This window comes from bacterium, assembly GCA_018830565.1.
In the GTDB taxonomy this organism is placed as follows: Bacteria; UBA9089; JAHJRX01; order JAHJRX01; family JAHJRX01; genus JAHJRX01.
Genome location: JAHJRX010000005.1, coordinates 1 through 17,706, shown reverse-complemented (window position 1 = coordinate 17,706; position 17,706 = coordinate 1). Strand labels below are relative to the sequence as shown.

Sequence of the window (17,706 nt, the reverse complement as noted above, 5' to 3'; positions counted from 1 at the left end):
ATCTTGCCCACTCTTTTTTGCTCATTTCGAAAATGTCCTTTTCTTCCATTTCTCCCTCCTTTTTTGAGGGATATTTTACATCCTTAAACAGGACATTTTCATTTTGCCAGATTAGGACATTTTCATTTTGGTATTACACAATCCAATCTTTTCTCTTGACTTATTTATGTTTATCTTTTAAACTTTACCTTTTAACTAAAATAACTAAAAAATTTTAAGATTATTACTTATGTTTAATAAAAAGAATTTTTCATTAACTACTGTCTTTACTATTTTAGCTTTTTTGATCATTATTGTCCCTCAGGCTTCAGGTTGCAAGAAGAGAGAAAAAACTAGTTCTGTAAAACTTCAACCAGTTCAAGCTACTTCAGAAATAAAGACTCCTTCCGGTCTTTTTTCTTTAGAAGAAACTTTTATTAGGATTGCCGAAGAAGTAAAGCCGGTGGTGGTTAATCTTGGTGTAATTAAAAAAGTAAGTGGGGTTGATGATCTTCAAACTTTTAAAGATCACACTCTCTCTCCTTTTGATGACCTCTTTGAAGGCTTCTTTGATAATCTCCAACCTAAAGAATATAATCAAGAAAGTTTAGGCTCAGGAGTAATCGTAAGAGAAGATGGATATATTTTAACTAATGACCACGTCATTAAAGGAGCTGCTTCTATAAAAGTTACCCTCTTTAATAGAAAAAATTTTGAAGGTCAAGTAATAGGAAGTGATCCTAAAACAGACTTAGCCTTAATTAAGATAAAGGCAGATAACTTACCAGTGGCTAAATTAGGAAATTCAGATAAAGCAAAGATTGGAAGCTGGGCTATTGCTGTAGGAAATCCCTATGGGTTAGGACATACCATTACCGTAGGAGTAATCAGCGCCAAAGGAAGAGTTATCGGGCTAGCTGATTACGAAGACTTTCTCCAAACAGATGCTTCTATTAACCCTGGAAATAGTGGTGGACCCTTAGTTAACCTTAAAGGAGAAGTTATTGGAATTAACACCGCCATTTATGCCCAAGCTCAAGGCATTGGATTTGCTATTCCTATAAATATGGCCAATCAAGTTATTAATTCCCTGATTGAACATGGAAAAGTTAGTCGAGCCTGGCTGGGAGTATTTATTCAAGATATCACTCCTGAATTAGCTAAACTTTTAGGAGTAGCTTCTGAGAGTGGAGTATTAGTTTCTGATGTGAGTAAAGATAGCCCTGCCGAAAAAGCAGGCATAAAAAGGAAAGATATCATCAAAGCTATTGATAATAAAGAAATTAATTCGACAAAACTACTCCAAAGAGAAGTCTTAAAAAAAACCATTGGAAGTGTAATTGAGCTTTCTATCATCAGGGATAAAAAATTGATGGTGGTAAAAGTTACATTAGAAGAACTTCCAGAAAAACCAAAAGCAGCTCGTTCTTACCAAAAAAATACTTATTATTGGAAAGGTCTCACCGTTCAAAGACTAACTGAAGAACTATCTAAGCATTTTGGTCTCGAAGAAGAAAAAGGGGTCATCATCTCCCAAATTAAATATGGCACTCCTGCTCATAGGGCAGGATTAACAGAAGGAGATGTTATTGAAAAAGTAAACCAGAAGGATATCGAATCTCTTGAAGATTTTATCGAAGTAACTAAAGAGATAAAGGAAGACCAAGAAGTCTTGTTATTAGTCAAGAGAGACTCTACTACTATCTTTATTGGCATTGGAAAGAAATAAAATGAAGATTAGACGAAGATCATAAGAAAGACTCATAATCCTTTATCTCTTCCCTATTCTTTAATTTATATTGGAAAAAAATAAGATGAAGATCATAAGAAAAATCCCTATCGCTAAAGAATCATTCCCTATTATTTTACCTTTTTCTATCTTCTTGGTAATCATCTATTTCTTCTCAAAAACAATATTTTATAGTAGTCTTCCTCTGTTTTTATTTGTTATTTACTTTTTTAGAGATCCTGAAAGAAAGATTCTTTTTAAAGAAGGAGTAATTCTTTCTCCCGCTGATGGAAAGATTACGGAAATTAATGAAGTTTATGAAGGCGAGTATCTCAAGCAACCAGTCTATAAGATTAGCATCTTCTTATCTATATTTAATGTTCACATCAATCGTTCCCCTATCCCTGGAGTAGTTGAGCATAAAAAATATCTAAAAGGAAAATTTAGAAATGCTCTCTTTAGTGATTCCTCCTTAGTCAATGAAAATAATATCTTAGTGATTAGAAGTAAAGATGCTTTGGTCATGGTAAAACAAATAGCTGGTTTTATTGCGCGAAGAATTATTTGCTACTGTGAAGTAGGAAGCAAATTAACACTGGGAGAACGTTATGGAATGATTAAATTTGGGTCTCGAGTAGACATTTTTTTGCCTAAAGAAATCTCCTTAAAATGCCAAAAAGGAGATAAGGTTTACGCAGGTTTAACTATTATAGGAGAGGTAACTTATGAAAAAAATTCAAATTCTACCTAATTTATTTACTACCGGAAATCTCTGTTGTGGTTTTTTATCTATCTTATTTGTCTTCAGGGGAGAGATCCTAACAGCTTGTGGGTTAATCTTAATAGCTAATCTTTTTGATATCCTTGATGGCAAAATAGCACGGCTGACTAAATCTACTACCAGCTTTGGGGTCCAATTTGATTCTCTTTCTGATTTAGTCTCTTTTGGTATTGCCCCAGCTACCTTAGTTTATGCTTATTTATTTCAGCATGCTTATCACCGTTTAGCTTTAATCATATTTTGCCTCTATGTAGCCTGTGGAGCTTTACGTCTAGCTAGATTTAATGTTCAAGTTAAAAGTAGCACCGAAAAGAAGTATTTCACTGGTTTGCCTATCCCAGCTGCTGGATCTTTGATTGCTTCTTTTATTTTGGTGGTAAGTAGCTACCAGCTTGTTATTCCTAAAGTTCCTCTCATGATCGCTATAATTGTCTTATCTTACTTGATGATCAGCACTATTGCTTATCATATCTTTGTCTTTGAAACGACAAGAAATAAAAGATCCTTTTCTTATTTAGTAACTATTATCTTAGGCATAAGTTTTATCGCGATTTCACCAGAAATAATTATCTTTATCATCTTGCTTCTCTTTGCTTTTTCTGGACCTTTTTATCTTTTACGAAAAACTCTGGCTGCTTATTTCAAGAAATACTCAATCTTAATTAGAAAAAGCTAAGTAATCATAGTTAATCTTACTACAACTCCTCTTCTTTATAAAGACACACTTGATTTTTACCTCTAGATTTAGCTTGATATAAAGCCTTGTCTGCTCGAAACATCATATCTTTATTGTCAAAGATAAGATTCTTAGAGAAAGAAGCTACCCCTAAGCTAGCTGACATCTTATGAATCTTACCCGCAAAGCTAAATTCATAATTAGCAATCATATCTTTAATCTTTCTAGCTGTCTTCGCTGCCTCCTCTTTGGTAGCTCCAGGTAAGGCCACGACAAATTCATCTCCGCCGATTCTAGCTAAACAATTACCCTTGCTAATAGTTCCTTGTAAAAGAAAGGTAGCGATTTGGAGATACTTGTTTCCCCACTCATGACCATAGGTATCGTTTACCCTTTTAAGATTATCTAAGTCCATCATAATTACAGAAAGTTGACCATTAACTTCCCGCCCATAGCTTATCTCCTTAGCTAAAAATTGTTCAAAATACCTGAGATTATATATTCCAGTAAGAGTATCATGCTCGGCCATTTCTTTAGTCTTAGCTAAAAATCTAGCTTTTTCTAAAGCCACTGAAATATGGCTTCCAATAATGGAGAACAACCTAATTTTAGAAGTATCAAAGAAATCTTTTTCTAAGTTGCCAATAAAGAGAAGTCCTATTAAACTGCCTTTTTCTGTTAAAGGAGTAATCAGGTGTGAATTCATGATCTCATGATATTCCCCGGCCATAGAAACTAAAGCCGGCCTTTCTACAGTAAATTCAATCTTTCTTTTAACTTCTTTTCCTTCTATGATCTTCCATCGGTCAGCCATCCTTTTTTTAATTTCTTCAAGATTTTCTTCGCTAGTATAGGAAAGATTATCAATCTTGCCTACCAGACTATCTTCATCTTGAAGATATAAATAAGAACTAATTTGATAATTAAAATAAGGTTTTATTTTATCTAAAGCATGCTGTAAAATACTTACCGGATTCTCAAGAGAAGATAAATCACTACTTACACTATATAATATATTTAATTCATTAGTTTTTTCTTTTAATTCTTGAACTTCTTCCATCTGGGCAATAAAATTCTTAGCTTCTTCGGCTTGTTTTTTTAACATTTCAGTATTCTTCCTGAGTTCTTCTTCTTGTTTTTTTAATTCTTCTAGGCGCTGCTTTAATTCTTTAGCTTTCTTGCTACCTTCTTCTTTAAGATACTTTTGCTCCCTTTCTAATTCTTCTGCTTCTTTTTTTAATCTGGTAGCTTGTTCTTCTAATTCTACAATTACTGTATTTAGTTCTTCTACTTGACCCTTTAGTTTTTCCTTTTCTTCTTTAATCTCATTTAAATTTACTTTGTCATTACTCATCTTTTCAACTAGATTTTTAATATTCTCGGTCTGTTTTTTAAATTCCTCGGCTTTTTTGACATGATCTTGAAATGATTTTACTTGGTCTCCAATCATCTCCTTCTTACCTTTTATCATAAGTTCTTTTTCTTTCTTTTCTTTCTTTTCAAAGCTACAAACTAAGCTGCGGATGGCAATACTTAGAAAATCTCTCACTAAATTAGCTATTTCTATGTCTTCTTCTCCAATCTCGGTCTCATCTTCCTTATGGCTTAAAGCTAATAGGTAATGATAAGGAGAATTTAAATTAATATTTAAGAAAAGCATAGGCTTAGGTATATTTAAAAATTTAACTCCAAAATCAGTCACAATCTTCTTAATTAAGTCTTCATTAATCTTTAATTCAACCACACTATTAGAAAACTTATCTACCAACTTCTTGGTTCTTTTATCAATCATTATTAAATAAGAAGATTTATATTTTAAGATACTTAACATATCATCTAAGATTAAGGTATAAAGATTTTCTAGCTTATTTTCTAAGATAAATTCCCTTCTTTCTTCAATTGATTTATATAGTTCTAAAATCTTCTTAATATTAGCATTAGCTTTTAAGGCATAATCTTCTTTTAAGACCACATTTATAGCGGCTTGAGAAAGAAGAGCAATTAAATTCATCTCTAATTCTAAGTTTTTAGTCGCGATAGTGTAGCCTTGTTCAATTGAATTTAAAAAGTAAATAGGATCTACTTTTATTTTTTTAGCAAAGTTTTCAAATTTAGTTAAATCTTTCTCCTCGGTTAAGATTTGACATCCTCCTACTACTCCAATTAAGTTATCTTCGACTAAAAGAGGGCAAGCTACCCCATAGAGTCCAGCTCTACAGGCTAAGACGACTGAGTTTTTCTTCTCGTAAACATGCGAAAACAACTCTTTGAAGAATTCATGGCAGAGAATCTTTCCTGAAGGAGTAGACTTAATTATTTCACAACATTTTCGGTCTTGCTCCACTTTGTAGATAAATTCTCTATCCTTATTAACTACCCACCCCGGGGAATCAATCTTAAAAAGAATAGCTAACCTTACTTGCTTCCACTCACTACTTTTTACAAATTCATTTAAGATCTTATTTATCTTTCTTGTTTCCAATCTTTTACCTTTCTCTAACTAATAAATTTCTCACTAATCTGCTGGACAAGTAACAACCCGATCTCTTCCTTGCTCTTTAGCCAGATACACCGCTCGATCAGCTCTTTTAAATAATTCTTTGGAAATCTTTATCTTTTGATTGGGAAGAGAAGCTATTCCAATACTAGTTGAAAGTCGAAAATTTTTTCCATCTATTTGATAATCACAATTATTTAACCTATCTTTAACTTTAGAAGCTAAAATAAAAGCTTTCTCTTGATTAAATTTTGGCAAGACTATCGCAAACTCATCTCCTCCAAACCTAACGACAATACCAGCTTCTTTAACCTCATGCTTAATCAGAGAAGCTACGGTCTTTAGTAATTTATTTCCTTGAGCATGACCATATTCATCATTAACTTTCTTAAAATAGTCAAGATCCATGATGATTAAGGATAAAGATTTTTTTAAGCTCAGACTATCTTTAAAGGCCTTCTCGAAATATTTTTCAAAATACCGATAATTATAAAGCTTAGTAAGCTCATCAAGTTCCGCCGATTTCTTAACCTGATTAAATAACTTAACTCTCTCTAGAGCTAAAGAGATTTGATTGCCCACGATCGAGAGTAATTTTTTATCCATCGCCGTGTAAGCATAGTCTTTAAAACTATTAATATTGATTAGTCCCACTACTTCCTTATTCTCTTTAAGGGGCACAAAGATATAAGAAGAAATCTTCTCCTGGCTTTGAGTAGCAATAGCCATATCCTTACTCGGTATGAGCTCAAAGCTAAGCTTTTTAATCTTTTTCTTCTTCTTAATTCCAGCCCAATTATTTTGAATCTGCTCTTTTAGTTCTTCGATGCAGGCATTTCCTAAGGGATAAGATAGCTTTATCACTGCCTGCTCCTTATTTTCTTCCTGAAAGATAAAAGAAGCGGCATGGTAATTATAAAAAGAAAAGATCTCATTTAAGGAGCATTCTAAAATATTTCTAATCTTGGTTGGAGATATTAATTCTTTAGTAATATTAAACAACAAGTTTAGTTCTTTAGTCTTTTCTTCTACCTCTTCTAATTCCTTTCTCTTGGTTTCTAATTCCTCGATCATATTATTATATTTTTCTATATTAACGGTATCTTTTTCTTGTTTGGCTTTTTCTTGAAGTGCAGTTATTTTCTTAAGCTCTTCATGGATATTTCTAAAGTCCTCTACTTCTTTTTTTATTCGATTTAATTCTTCTTCGTGTCCAGTTCCTTTCTCTATTACTTCAGTCTTAGTATCTTTTAATAAGTTAATCTTTTCTTGATAAGCCCTTATTCTTTCTTCTTCTTCTCTCAGTCGTTCTTTCATTTGTTCTCGTTGGCTCTTTAAGGCAGTTACTTCTTCTTCTGTCTCCTTTCTAAATTTAGAAAATTCTACAATCTTTTCTTTTAGTTCTTTTATTAAATTATCTTTATCTTCTAAGTCTTCTTTGTCTATCTTCTCTTTTCTTACTTTTTCTTTAAGCTCTATTGGACTATTTTTTAAAATTTCATAATCTTTGCTAAGGAAATCTGACGTCTCACTCTCTAAGCTTTCCAAGGCTGCCCCGGCATGGCCGCAAATAACATTTAAAAGCTCCAAATCCTTTTCCTCGAAAGAACGGCGATTAGATTTATTATTAATGTTTATCACCCCAATTATCTCGCCTTTTACCTTCAAGGGTGAGATAATTAAAGACCGAGTATAATATTTCAAAGGTTTATGTTTTACTCCAAAACGAATATCTTGACTAATATCTTTTATCAATAGAGATTTTCCACTCCTGATCACATGTCCGGCAACACCTTCTCCTAAACTTAAGCTCACTTTAGAAATAATATTCTTATCTAAACCAAGAGCATCTTCTATATATATTTGTTTTTTCTCTTGATCAACTAACATCAAAGAACAAATTTCAGCATCTAAAGCCTTAGCGGCAATATTAACAATCTTAGTGTAGATCATCTTTTTGGTAAGTCTTAATTGAGAATTTTGACTTTCTTCAAACATCTTATAAGACTCGATAATTCCCTCTAATTCATCATCTCTTTCTTCTAATTTAGAGCTAATTAAGGCCTCTTCTATCGCTAATCTGGCTAACCATGAAACTAAGTTTATCTCATTCTTAATAATCTGAAAGGTATAATGAACTTGAGTTTGATGAAGAGAGCAAAGAAACTCTTTGCTAATTCCATATCTTTCGAAATTAAAGAGATACTTTTCAAGAGCAAGATCACAATTAACAATTTGACTTCCTAAAACCATCCCCATTACTTCACCTTTAACGATTAAAGGAAAAGCAAAGACAATAAAACCCATATAACAAGAACTTACTTTAAAATCTAACCCTCTCTTGGCTTCTTCGATCACTTGCTGATAAAACTCAGCGCATTGCTGCTTATTAAGATTATTTTTCTTTAAAACTCCACAAAATTGGTTATCAATCTTGCAAGAGATAACCTTAGCTTCATTATCTATCACTTGATAACAAGCTTTCATCTCATCTAAAATCTCAGTGATTAAACTCCATTCATCACTCTTTAAAAAACTAAAGAATATTCTCTTGATTTCTTCTGGTTTCATCTGAGTTTACCTCATTGTTCATAAACGTTCAGGTACCAGCCTCAAGTTTCAGCTTTTAAAGGAATTTCAAGAGAAGAGGCAAAACACTACTCCTCTAATTCCCAAGACAAAGTTTCTTGCTGACACCTGACGGCTGAACTTTTATCTCGTTATTCATGATACTGACAAACTTTATTTCTTCCTTGATCTTTTGCTTGGTATAAAGCTTTATCAGCTAACTCTAACAAATCTTTTTCGTCTCTTATCTGAGTCTCCCTTCCTGAAAAAGTAGCCACACCCAAGCTGGCAGTTAATTTATGTAAGTCTCCATTTAAGTTGACGGTAGTATTATTAATACTCTCTCTGATCTTACTGGCTACTTTAAAAGCATCATCTTTGGGAGTATTAGGAAGAATAATGGAAAATTCATCGCCTCCAAACCGAGATACCCAACCTTTGTCCTTCAGCTCTCTTTCAATTAAGGAAGCAATCTTCTTAATTAAAAAACTACCTTGTTGATGTCCATATCTATCATTATACATCTTTAAATGATCAAAGTCTAACATAATTAGAGAGAGTGGTTGATAATGAAAAAAGACTTTTTTAAATTCTTCAGGGTAGTTCTTCTTAAAGTAACGATAATTATAAACATTGGTAAGATCATCCCTTTCGGTTAAAATCTTTGTTTCTTCATAAACTAAAGCTCTCTTAATGTTAACAGAAATTTGCTTAGAGATTAAAGAAAATAAGTTTTTTTCGTTCTCTAAAAATATTCGCTTGTGAAAAGAAGCCAGGGCTAATATCCCGATAAAACTACCATTATCACTAAGAGAATAAGCTAAATAAGCTAAAATGTCTCTATCTTTTGGTCTTTTAGAACTTTTTGAAATTACTTCCAAAGAAAACTCTTCTCTTAAACTTTGGAAAAAACTTAAATTAGGCATACTTTTCTTAAAATGTTCCTTTAGCTGTTGTAATGATTCTTCTTCTAAAGAATAAAGACTACAAACTTTTGCTCTTACCTCTCCACCTTCCCAAATGAAATAAGAAGCTAAATCACAGCTTAGATTTTTTAAGATTTGGGTTAAAGATAAATCTAATATTTCTCTGGGCGCATGTCTTAAGATTAATTCTTCTCCTATGTCATGTAAGATGCTTAATTCCTTAGCTTGAATATTAATCTCAGCTTTATCTTTCTTTATCTTTTCATAAGCTTTAGAATTTTCAATAGCTATTGCCGCATGACCACAAATAATAGAGAGTAAATTTAAATCATCTTCATTAAAAGGAGTATGATCTTCTTTATTATTCATACATAAGACTCCCATAACCTTATCTTCAATCTTAAGGGGAGAAATTATTAAAGATTTGGTATGATATCTTTCGGACTGATGTCTCCTCTTAAATCGAGGATCAGTTTCTACATCTTTGACCAAAAGAGGCTGGCTACTTTTAATTACATAACCCACTAATCCTTCTTCTGAACTTAAGCAGGTCTCTTTTGTTACCTTCTCGCTTAAACCACAAGCTGCTTTTATGGTTACTTCTTTATTTTCTTGATCAACTAACATTAAAGAACAAATTTGAGTATTCATAGCTTTACGGGCCATCTCTACGATGGTAGGATATAATTTTTTAGTTTCTAAATTTAAGACTAGTTCCCGGCAAGCCTCAAATAAGTCATAAAAATCTCTAACCTTATCTACTTCCTTCTTCTCTTGTCTTTCTTTTGTCTCCCGCCGAGTTATGGACTCTAAGGTATTCTTGGTAGCTAAGCTAACTAATTCTATCTCTGCCTCTAAGTTAGAAGAAGAGATAGAAGATTCTTTAGAGATAAAGAATAAAAAATCTTCTATATTTAAAGATAATTCTAAGGCTGTAGCTTGATATAATTCAAAGTCCAGATTAAGATCAATAAGTTGGCAGCCTCCTAAAATACCAATAATTTCATTATCTACCATTAAAGGAGAAGCAAACTTTAAAAATCCAGCATGGCAATTATTAACCAAAGATTTCTTTTTTTCTATAACTTGTTGCCTTAAAAATTGAAAAGAATCTTGGCAACTCCTTAATCCAGATAAATTATTTTTAATCATTTGGCAAAATTTACGATCTTCTTGTAACCGATAGATAAAATTACCTTGAGTGTCAATTACCCAGAAAAAAGAAGAATTTAACCGAGAAACTAAGATTTCACAAATTTTATGCCAAGATTCACTCTCTATAAATTTCTCTAAAACTTTTTTTGTTTTTTCAAATTCCATTTATTTATTATTTATTATTTATTAAATTAATAATCTCTTTAAAGATCTCTTTAGAAGTCTCTTGTTTGCTCAACAAGGGAAGTTCCTTTAAGCTTTTATCTTTTCTGATAATCTTAACCTGATTGGTGTCACTTTCAAATCCAGTATCTTCTCGACTAATATTATTAAAGACAATGAAATCTAAGTTCTTTTCTTCTAATTTCACCACCGCTCTTTGAAGGTCATCGGAATCTTCAGCCGCAAACCCAACTAAGATTTTTTCTTTCTTTCTTGACCCTAATTCCTTTAAGATATCAGGATTTTCTACCAGTTCTATCCTAAGAAGCAGTTCTTTCTTTCTTATTTTACCGTTCTGGACTACTTTGGAACGAAAATCACTAACGGCAGCGGCAAAGATAACTATTTCCTGAGGATCAAACTCATTTAAGACTACCTCCCTCATCTCAAGAGCAGTAGTTACTTTAATGAACTTTACCCCTTCTTTTAAAGGAGGAAGAGAAGAAGGTCCTGAAATTAAAGTAACTCTTCCTCCTAATCTTTGAGCTTCTTCCGCTAAGGCATAGCCCATCTTTCCTGAAGAACGATTACTAAGATAACGAACCGTATCCAGGGGTTCTCTGGTAGGCCCAGCGGTAATTAATATTCTCCTATCTTTTAAGGGAAGTTCTTGCTTGGTCGAAACCTTTTTTACCTCTTCTATAATCCTTTCTATACTACCCATGCGACCTTTTCCTTCTTTTTCACAAGCTAATCTTCCACATTCTGGATCTACCAAAATATAGCCCATCTTGACTAATCTTAATAAATTTTCTTGAAAGATAGGATTTAAATACATAGCTTCATTCATGGCGGGAGCAAGTATTTTAGGAACAGTGGAAGATAAGACTAAAGTAGAAAGCAAATTATCAGCTATACCCAAAGAAATCTTAGAGATGGTATTAGCGGTAGCAGGAGCAATTAAGATTAAACTAGTTCCTTGATTTAAAGAGATATGTTCTGGAATAAAAGAAGGGGCAGAATCAAATAAATTTAGATAGACCTTATTCTTTGATAAAGTTTGAAGAGTAAGAGGAGTAATAAATGAAGTAGCAGCATTAGTCATCACTACCCAGACATCTGCCTTTAATCTTTTTAACTCACTTAATAATAAAGCAGATTTATAAGCAGCTATACTACCGGTAACACCTAAGATTATCTTTTTTCCTTCTAGCAATTATCTTACCCACCTTATTTTTCCATAATAAAACTTATCTTTTTCTCCTTAATCTCCTCTAAAACAAGGGAAATAAGCTTTTTATATTTATTATTATTAACTGACAGAGAACTTCTTTTTGTTATCTGACGAATCCTTTTTGCAATAGCCAAAATTAATAAATGTGGATTTTCTATCTTGCAGTCCTCATTATTGATAACCAACCAAAACCTCCTTTAAAAAAGTTTAGATGTGAACATTCAGCCAAAAGTTTACTAAATTAAAGACCAGAAGCTTTAGACCGAGTAAAAAAGCAATGGAAGATACCAAGAACTTTCATTTTATAATAAACTTTCTGGAAGATGAGCAATCTTGTGTCTTTCAGCAATAATAATAGATTTTAAATTATTTATTGTTTCCTCAAGATCATGATTAATTAAAAAATAGTCATATTTAAAGATATGCTTTACCTCTTCGTGAGCACACCTTAATCGACTTTCTAAGTGTTCTAATTCTTCGGTATTTCTTTTTTCTAATCTGTTTCTGAGTTCATTTAGAGAAGGAGGAATAATAAATATTAAGCTTGCATTTTCGCACTTCTTCTTAATACTTAGCCCACCTTGAACATCAATAGATAAAATTGCATCACAACCTTCTTCTTTTATCTTATTTAAGTGCTCCAAAGAGGTGCCATAATAGTTACCATGCACTTTAGCCCATTCCGCTAACTGGCCGCTAACCACCATTTTATCAAATTCTTCTTTACTTACAAAGCAATAACTTTCTCCCTCTACTTCATTAGCCCGAGGGAGACGAGTAGTATAAGAGACAGAATGCTTAATTTGAGTAAATTCTTTTAATAAGTGTTTACAGATAGTAGTCTTTCCTGTTCCCGAAGGAGCAGAAATCACTATAATTAAACCAGCCATTTGTTACCCTTGTTATCCTTCAAAGGATTCTTGCCATCTCTCAGCCATAGTTTCTGACTGGACTGAAGATAAAATTATATGATTGCTATCAGTAACAATAATGGCTCGTGTCTTTCTGCCATAGGTAGCATCAATCAATCTACCTTCTTTTCTTGCTTGCTCTTTCATTCTTTTCATAGGAGAAGATTCTGGAGAAGTAATACAAACTATCCTTGAGGTTGCCACAACATTTCCAAAACCTATATTCAATAGTTTCATAATTTTCCTTTAAATATAAATAATAGTAAACGTTCAGCCGTCAGCTGTCGGCAGAAGATTTATCTCGGGAATTAGAGGAACAGCGATTTTAGGCTGATACCTGAACGTTGGTACCTAACAGCTGACAATATTATTCTATATTCCTTACTTGTTCTTTAAATCTTTCTAATTCGCTCTTAAGCAAGATCACTTTCTTGGTAATCTCATACATTCCTGCTTTGGACCCAATAGTATTTATCTCTCTACTTAACTCTTGGCCAATAAACTCTAACTTCCTTCCTATGGGTTCCTTCTTTTGAAAAAAAATAATTATCTCTTTAAGGTGGCTCTTTATTCGTACTAATTCTTCATTAATGTCACACTTATTAACATAAAGAGCAATTTCTAAGGCAATACGTTCTTCGTAGAGCTCTAAATTTAATGAAAGTTCTTTTAGTTTTTGACAAAGCTCTTCTTTTTTCTTTGCTAAAACCTTATCTGCATCATCCTCGATTTCTTGAGAAGTTTTTCTTATTTTCCTTAAGATCTTCTTTAAATCTTCTAATAATCTTTCTCCTTCTCGAGCTCTTGATTGATCTAAGTCTATTAAGGCCGTAGTAATTAATTTATCTAACTTTAACCAAGAGTTTTCTATCTCTTGACCATCAAGCTCATTTAAACTATAAATATCTTTTAGACTAACTAAATCAGAAAGTTTTATATCATTTTCTAATTTTAATAACTTACTTAATTCATTCCATTTATTTAAATAAGCACTAGCTCTATTTATATCTAAAGGTATCTTTTCTTCTGCATTTGATTTATAATTTACAAAAACATCTACCTTGCCTCGGGTTAGATAAGGCTTTAATTTTTCTATAATCAGGTTTTCTAAACAAGAAAGCTTATTAGGCAAATGAACATAGGGTTCAAAATACTTATGATTTAAAGATTTAATCTCTACTTTAAAATATTCATCTTCACTTTTACCTAAACCAGTCATACTTTTTATCATAGTTCTCTTTTTAGAATCATACCATAAAATTTATCCTTTATCATTATTTTCTAGATTTTGTCCAGCAATTATTATAATAATAATATAATATCTATTATTGTCAATTATTATTGTAGAATTTGTCAAGCCAAAGGTAACTTTTTTTAAATTTTTCTTACTTCTTCATCATCTTTTAAGATTTTTTCCTTCATTTTTTTTCTAGAGTCAATGAATTTTTCCTGCAATTTTTTATCTTTTAAGGCTAACATTTGCACTGCCAATAAACCAGCATTTGTTCCATTGTCCAAGCCAACAGTAGCCACGGCAATTCCTGGCGGCATTTGGGCTATTGACAAGATGGAGTCAATGTTTAATTTTCCGCTTACGGGAACTCCTATCACTGGTTTAATTGTTAAAGAGGCAACCGCTCCTGGCAAAGCAGCAGATAAGCCAGCAATAGCAATAAAAACTTCAGCATTACTCTTTTCAACTATTTCTTTAACTAATTCAGGCGTTCTGTGGGCTGAGGCTACTCTTATCTCATACTCAATACCAAACTCTTTCAAAACTTCTTCTACTTTATCTGCAATCAGTCTATCTGATTTACTTCCAAGAATAATCGTAGCTTGCATTAAATTAAAACCTTCAACTTTCTTTGCTTTCCTTCCTTTAATCTTTTATCCAAAAAATATTATATCCTACCAAGCTATTCAAATCAAGTAAAAAACTTCAGCGGTAGTGTAAAATCCACAGGTTATTGAGCAGCTATGATTTAAATCCCCCTTAATCCCCCTTTATCAAAGGGGGATTAAGGGGGATTTCATGTTCTTTGAGAATATGTTTATAAGCGGAAATCAAAAATCCAGCTGCTCATGTCCGCCAAGTTTTACGTCTATCAGTTTTGTCTACGCGTATTTTTCGTAGCCGTTGGTAAAAATTCGCAAGTTTATGGAGAACCCAGATTTGCAAGAAGGGGCTATTTTGGAGGCTAATAATTTTCTAGAGTCTTCCCAAGTAGCTATTATTAGTCAAAAGTTCTCAGAGAGAATCTTTGACTACCTTTTCAAGAAAAGCCTTTCTAAATCTTTAATAAAAATGTTCAGCTTATTCTTTATCTCTTCCTCACTACCCTTAACTTCTTTGTCTGCTATTACCTTATTATTACTATTATTAACGACCTTCAAGGTAATCACTTGATGATCTGAGGTTGCATCAGAAGCTGTCAAGGTAAAATCAGGTTTAAGAAAAACTTGGTTTTTATTCTCGGGGGGGAAATTTTTTATCTTTTTATTTTGCAATTCAAAGAAATAAGCAGGAGTTTCAGAGATACTATAGATATAAGCTTCATCATTTGTTTTTGTAAAAGGAGAAGAAGTCATAATTATTAAGTTTTTATGGTTATTTAAGAGCTGATTTAAATAATGGACATAACCTTGATTAGAAATATTATTTATTAGATTAATCACTATCTTCTTTTTAGGAATATCTTTTTCTTCTTTAGTCTTTTTTTCTTTTTTGACTAAAGATACTTTAAACTTTTTTTTGGGCTTAATCTTGGTTTTTTCAGCCTTTTTTATAGACTTAGGTTTTTCAGGAGTTTCTTGTATTTTTTGGGTTTCTTTTTGGGCTTCCACCATCTCTTTAGGTTCTATTACCGCCTTTAGCCAGTTTATAGCATATTGAGCATAATCTGCATATAAAGTGTGGGGATGTAATTCTATAACTTTTTGATATTCAGCCATAGCTTGGTCAAGAAGTTCTTGTTTTTGATAACTATCACCTAATCTATTTTGAGCCTCAATAGCTATAGTATCTTTAGGGAAGTTCGTCATAACTTCTTTAAAGTATTTTTCTGCCAACGCAAAATCCATTAATCGATAATATGATTCTCCTATATTATAATAAGCATTAGCTACTAAGTTGTGATAAGGAAAAAGCTCGATAAATTCCTGGTAAGAAGTAATAGCTTCTTGATAACGAGAATCTACGAATAAACTCTCGGCATTAGAAAACATGGCTTTCTCATTTTGGCAAAGACCTACCTTACTAAAAGATAAGATAAAAGATAAGATACATAGATAAATAAGTAAGATTTTGGAAGTCTTCATTGGCTAATCTATTTGAATTAATTGATAATTTCTACTTCCTAAGCCTATTTTTTCTCCATAGCTTAATTGAGTTTCCCAGTTAACATGGGGATGAATTAGTTTAAATTTATCAGTGTTAGCCTTAATATTTTCTTTTAAGGCACTGTTTCTTAAGCCTACTTCTTGATTAACTAAATCTACGCTAACTTGGTCTATAGCTACTGGATCTAAGGAAGCTAAAATGCCTATGTCAGAAGTAATGGGGGTATCGCTATGAGGACAGCAATCACAATCAGGTGTCACATTTATAAGAAAATTAATAAAGCCAACTTTATCTTTCTTTTCTTTTAAAACCCCTAAAGCATATTCGCCCATTCGTTCTTGAACTAAAGTAGATGATAAAGCATGCCAGTTAACTTCGAATACTTGCGCCGGACAAGAGGCAATGCATTGTCCGCAACCAACGCATTGCTTAGAGTCAAGAGAGATCTTTTCATCTATGATAGATAAAGCTTTAGCTTGACACCACTTTATACAAATTCCGCAACCAAGGCACTTATCTTCTGAAATTTTAGGTGTTTGGTCGGCATGCATAATTTGCTTGCCATGTTTATCAGACATGCCCATGGCTAAATTCTTAATACTTCCCCCAAATCCTCCTAACATGTGACCCTTAAAATGAGAAAGACAAATAATTGCATCACTATGGTAGATGCCTTCAGCTAAGTACACTTCCTTAAAATGTTTTTGGTCTATCTTTACCTTCTTAGAGATATTTCCTCTTAAACCATCGGCAATAATAATAGGAGCTTCTACTGTAGAGTAAGAAAACCCATGATGGATAGCATTTACTATAGAATCTATAGCATTGGACCTCTGGCCAGCGTATAAGGTAGTGGTATCGGTCAAAAATGGCTTAGCTTGGCTATCTTTAACTAAAGTTACAACCTTCTGAACCCAAATAGGTTGAATAAAACCAGTACTACCGCTTTCTCCAAAATGGAGCTTAATAGCTACTAAATCATGAGGAGAGATAATTTTTTTTAACTTTGAATCTTGGAATAATAACTTAAATTTTTCAAATATATTTCTCTGGTAAGAAGATCTAAGGTTTATAAAATATACTCGAGAAGTATTCATGGTGGTAATTATAGATTAGTAAGACTTTAATGGAGCGGCCGATGGGATTTGAACCCACGACGTCAAGCTTGGGAAGCTTGCATTCTACCACTGAATTACGGCCGCTAATGAATTAATTGACTCTCTTTTTTAAAGTCAATCCAGGAATAAAGACAGGGACTTTTCTTGGAGGAATTGTTACTTGTTCTCCTGTAGCGATAATTCTTCCCTTCCGAGAAGCTCTATTTTTAATTTCAAAACTACCTAAACCTCTAATTTTTATCCCTTCATTTTTCTTTAAGGATAGGGTAATAGTGTCAATAATGATTTCTACAATCTTTTTAGAATCTCTATTGGCTAAGTTTAACTTTTTAGCTAAAGACTTTACTAAGTCATCTTTTTTCATTTTTCCTCCTCAGCAACATAAGCTTATCTTTATTTTATAAACCACTACTTAAAATGTCAAGTGTTTTTAAACGAATGTAACAGCAAAATGAAAATGTCCTGTTTTCCGTTAAATAGAAATGTCCTGTTTTGTATTAGATAAAAATGATCTTTTATATGGGTTTATTTTAAACTTCCTCCAAGGGTGATCCAATGGAAGAATATGCACCTTTCTTATCTTTAATTGCTCTTTTTCTTCTTTTGGTTTTAATGGTCTTTTCTCTATTT

General features: G+C 32.5%; 14 protein-coding genes, 1 tRNA gene and 1 pseudogene. 3 read left to right on the top strand and 13 right to left on the bottom strand.

The features are described 5' to 3' along the window. The first annotated feature begins 229 nt into the window (after window positions 1–229). The 3 genes from KJ849_00505 to pssA all read left to right on the top strand — a co-directional run bounded on the left by KJ849_00505 (window position 230) and on the right by pssA (window position 3,165). Window positions 230–1,708: a Do family serine endopeptidase gene (locus KJ849_00505; protein ID MBU2599056.1), complete on the top strand. Its 1,479-nt coding sequence runs from the start codon at window positions 230–232 to the stop codon at window positions 1,706–1,708. 85 nt (window positions 1,709–1,793) lie between these two features. Beyond that, window positions 1,794–2,459, top strand: a complete 666-nt coding sequence (locus tag KJ849_00500; protein ID MBU2599055.1) for a phosphatidylserine decarboxylase family protein — start codon at window positions 1,794–1,796, stop codon at window positions 2,457–2,459. After that, window positions 2,434–3,165: a CDP-diacylglycerol--serine O-phosphatidyltransferase gene (pssA, locus tag KJ849_00495; GenBank protein MBU2599054.1), complete on the top strand. Its 732-nt coding sequence runs from the start codon at window positions 2,434–2,436 to the stop codon at window positions 3,163–3,165. The genes KJ849_00500 and pssA overlap by 26 nt, the downstream gene beginning before the upstream one ends. A gap of 19 nt (window positions 3,166–3,184) precedes the next feature. Here the strand turns inward: pssA and KJ849_00490 are convergent, their stop codons facing one another. From KJ849_00490 to KJ849_00430, 13 genes and pseudogenes are all read right to left on the bottom strand, one after another. Then, the gene (locus KJ849_00490) at window positions 3,185–5,647 is read right to left on the bottom strand and encodes a diguanylate cyclase (protein ID MBU2599053.1); all 2,463 of its coding nucleotides are present in this window, start codon (window positions 5,645–5,647) and stop codon (window positions 3,185–3,187) included. 33 nt (window positions 5,648–5,680) lie between these two features. Continuing rightward, complete coding sequence (locus KJ849_00485) at window positions 5,681–8,233, bottom strand: diguanylate cyclase (GenBank protein ID MBU2599052.1); 2,553 nt, start codon at window positions 8,231–8,233, stop codon at window positions 5,681–5,683. Window positions 8,234–8,382: 149 nt separating this feature from the next. After that, window positions 8,383–10,476, bottom strand: coding sequence for a diguanylate cyclase (locus tag KJ849_00480; GenBank protein MBU2599051.1), 2,094 nt, complete (start codon window positions 10,474–10,476; stop codon window positions 8,383–8,385). Between the two features lie 7 nt (window positions 10,477–10,483). Further along, on the bottom strand, window positions 10,484–11,689 hold the full coding sequence (coaBC, locus tag KJ849_00475) for a bifunctional phosphopantothenoylcysteine decarboxylase/phosphopantothenate--cysteine ligase CoaBC (protein ID MBU2599050.1): 1,206 nt from the start codon (window positions 11,687–11,689) through the stop codon (window positions 10,484–10,486). 14 nt (window positions 11,690–11,703) lie between these two features. Beyond that, window positions 11,704–11,892: a DNA-directed RNA polymerase subunit omega gene (locus tag KJ849_00470; protein MBU2599049.1), complete on the bottom strand. Its 189-nt coding sequence runs from the start codon at window positions 11,890–11,892 to the stop codon at window positions 11,704–11,706. 117 nt (window positions 11,893–12,009) lie between these two features. Further along, window positions 12,010–12,597, bottom strand: a complete 588-nt coding sequence (gene gmk / locus KJ849_00465; protein ID MBU2599048.1) for a guanylate kinase — start codon at window positions 12,595–12,597, stop codon at window positions 12,010–12,012. Window positions 12,598–12,609: 12 nt separating this feature from the next. Beyond that, entirely contained in the window at window positions 12,610–12,858 is a 249-nt protein-coding gene (locus tag KJ849_00460) for a DUF370 domain-containing protein (protein MBU2599047.1), read from the bottom strand. Between the two features lie 127 nt (window positions 12,859–12,985). Further along, window positions 12,986–13,849, bottom strand: a complete 864-nt coding sequence (locus KJ849_00455) for a YicC family protein (protein ID MBU2599046.1) — start codon at window positions 13,847–13,849, stop codon at window positions 12,986–12,988. A gap of 143 nt (window positions 13,850–13,992) precedes the next feature. Continuing rightward, window positions 13,993–14,460: a 5-(carboxyamino)imidazole ribonucleotide mutase gene (gene purE / locus KJ849_00450; protein ID MBU2599045.1), complete on the bottom strand. Its 468-nt coding sequence runs from the start codon at window positions 14,458–14,460 to the stop codon at window positions 13,993–13,995. A 423-nt stretch (window positions 14,461–14,883) separates the two neighbouring features. Next, complete coding sequence (locus tag KJ849_00445; GenBank protein ID MBU2599044.1) at window positions 14,884–15,936, bottom strand: tetratricopeptide repeat protein; 1,053 nt, start codon at window positions 15,934–15,936, stop codon at window positions 14,884–14,886. A gap of 3 nt (window positions 15,937–15,939) precedes the next feature. Further along, window positions 15,940–17,055 carry a DUF362 domain-containing protein gene (locus KJ849_00440; protein ID MBU2599043.1) on the bottom strand — a complete coding sequence of 372 codons (1,116 nt, stop codon included), beginning with the start codon at window positions 17,053–17,055 and terminating at the stop codon, window positions 15,940–15,942. A gap of 30 nt (window positions 17,056–17,085) precedes the next feature. Continuing rightward, window positions 17,086–17,160 (bottom strand) — tRNA-Gly (locus tag KJ849_00435). A 7-nt stretch (window positions 17,161–17,167) separates the two neighbouring features. Next, a pseudogene (locus tag KJ849_00430) lies at window positions 17,168–17,440 on the bottom strand (HU family DNA-binding protein). Window positions 17,441–17,706: the final 266 nt, after the last annotated feature.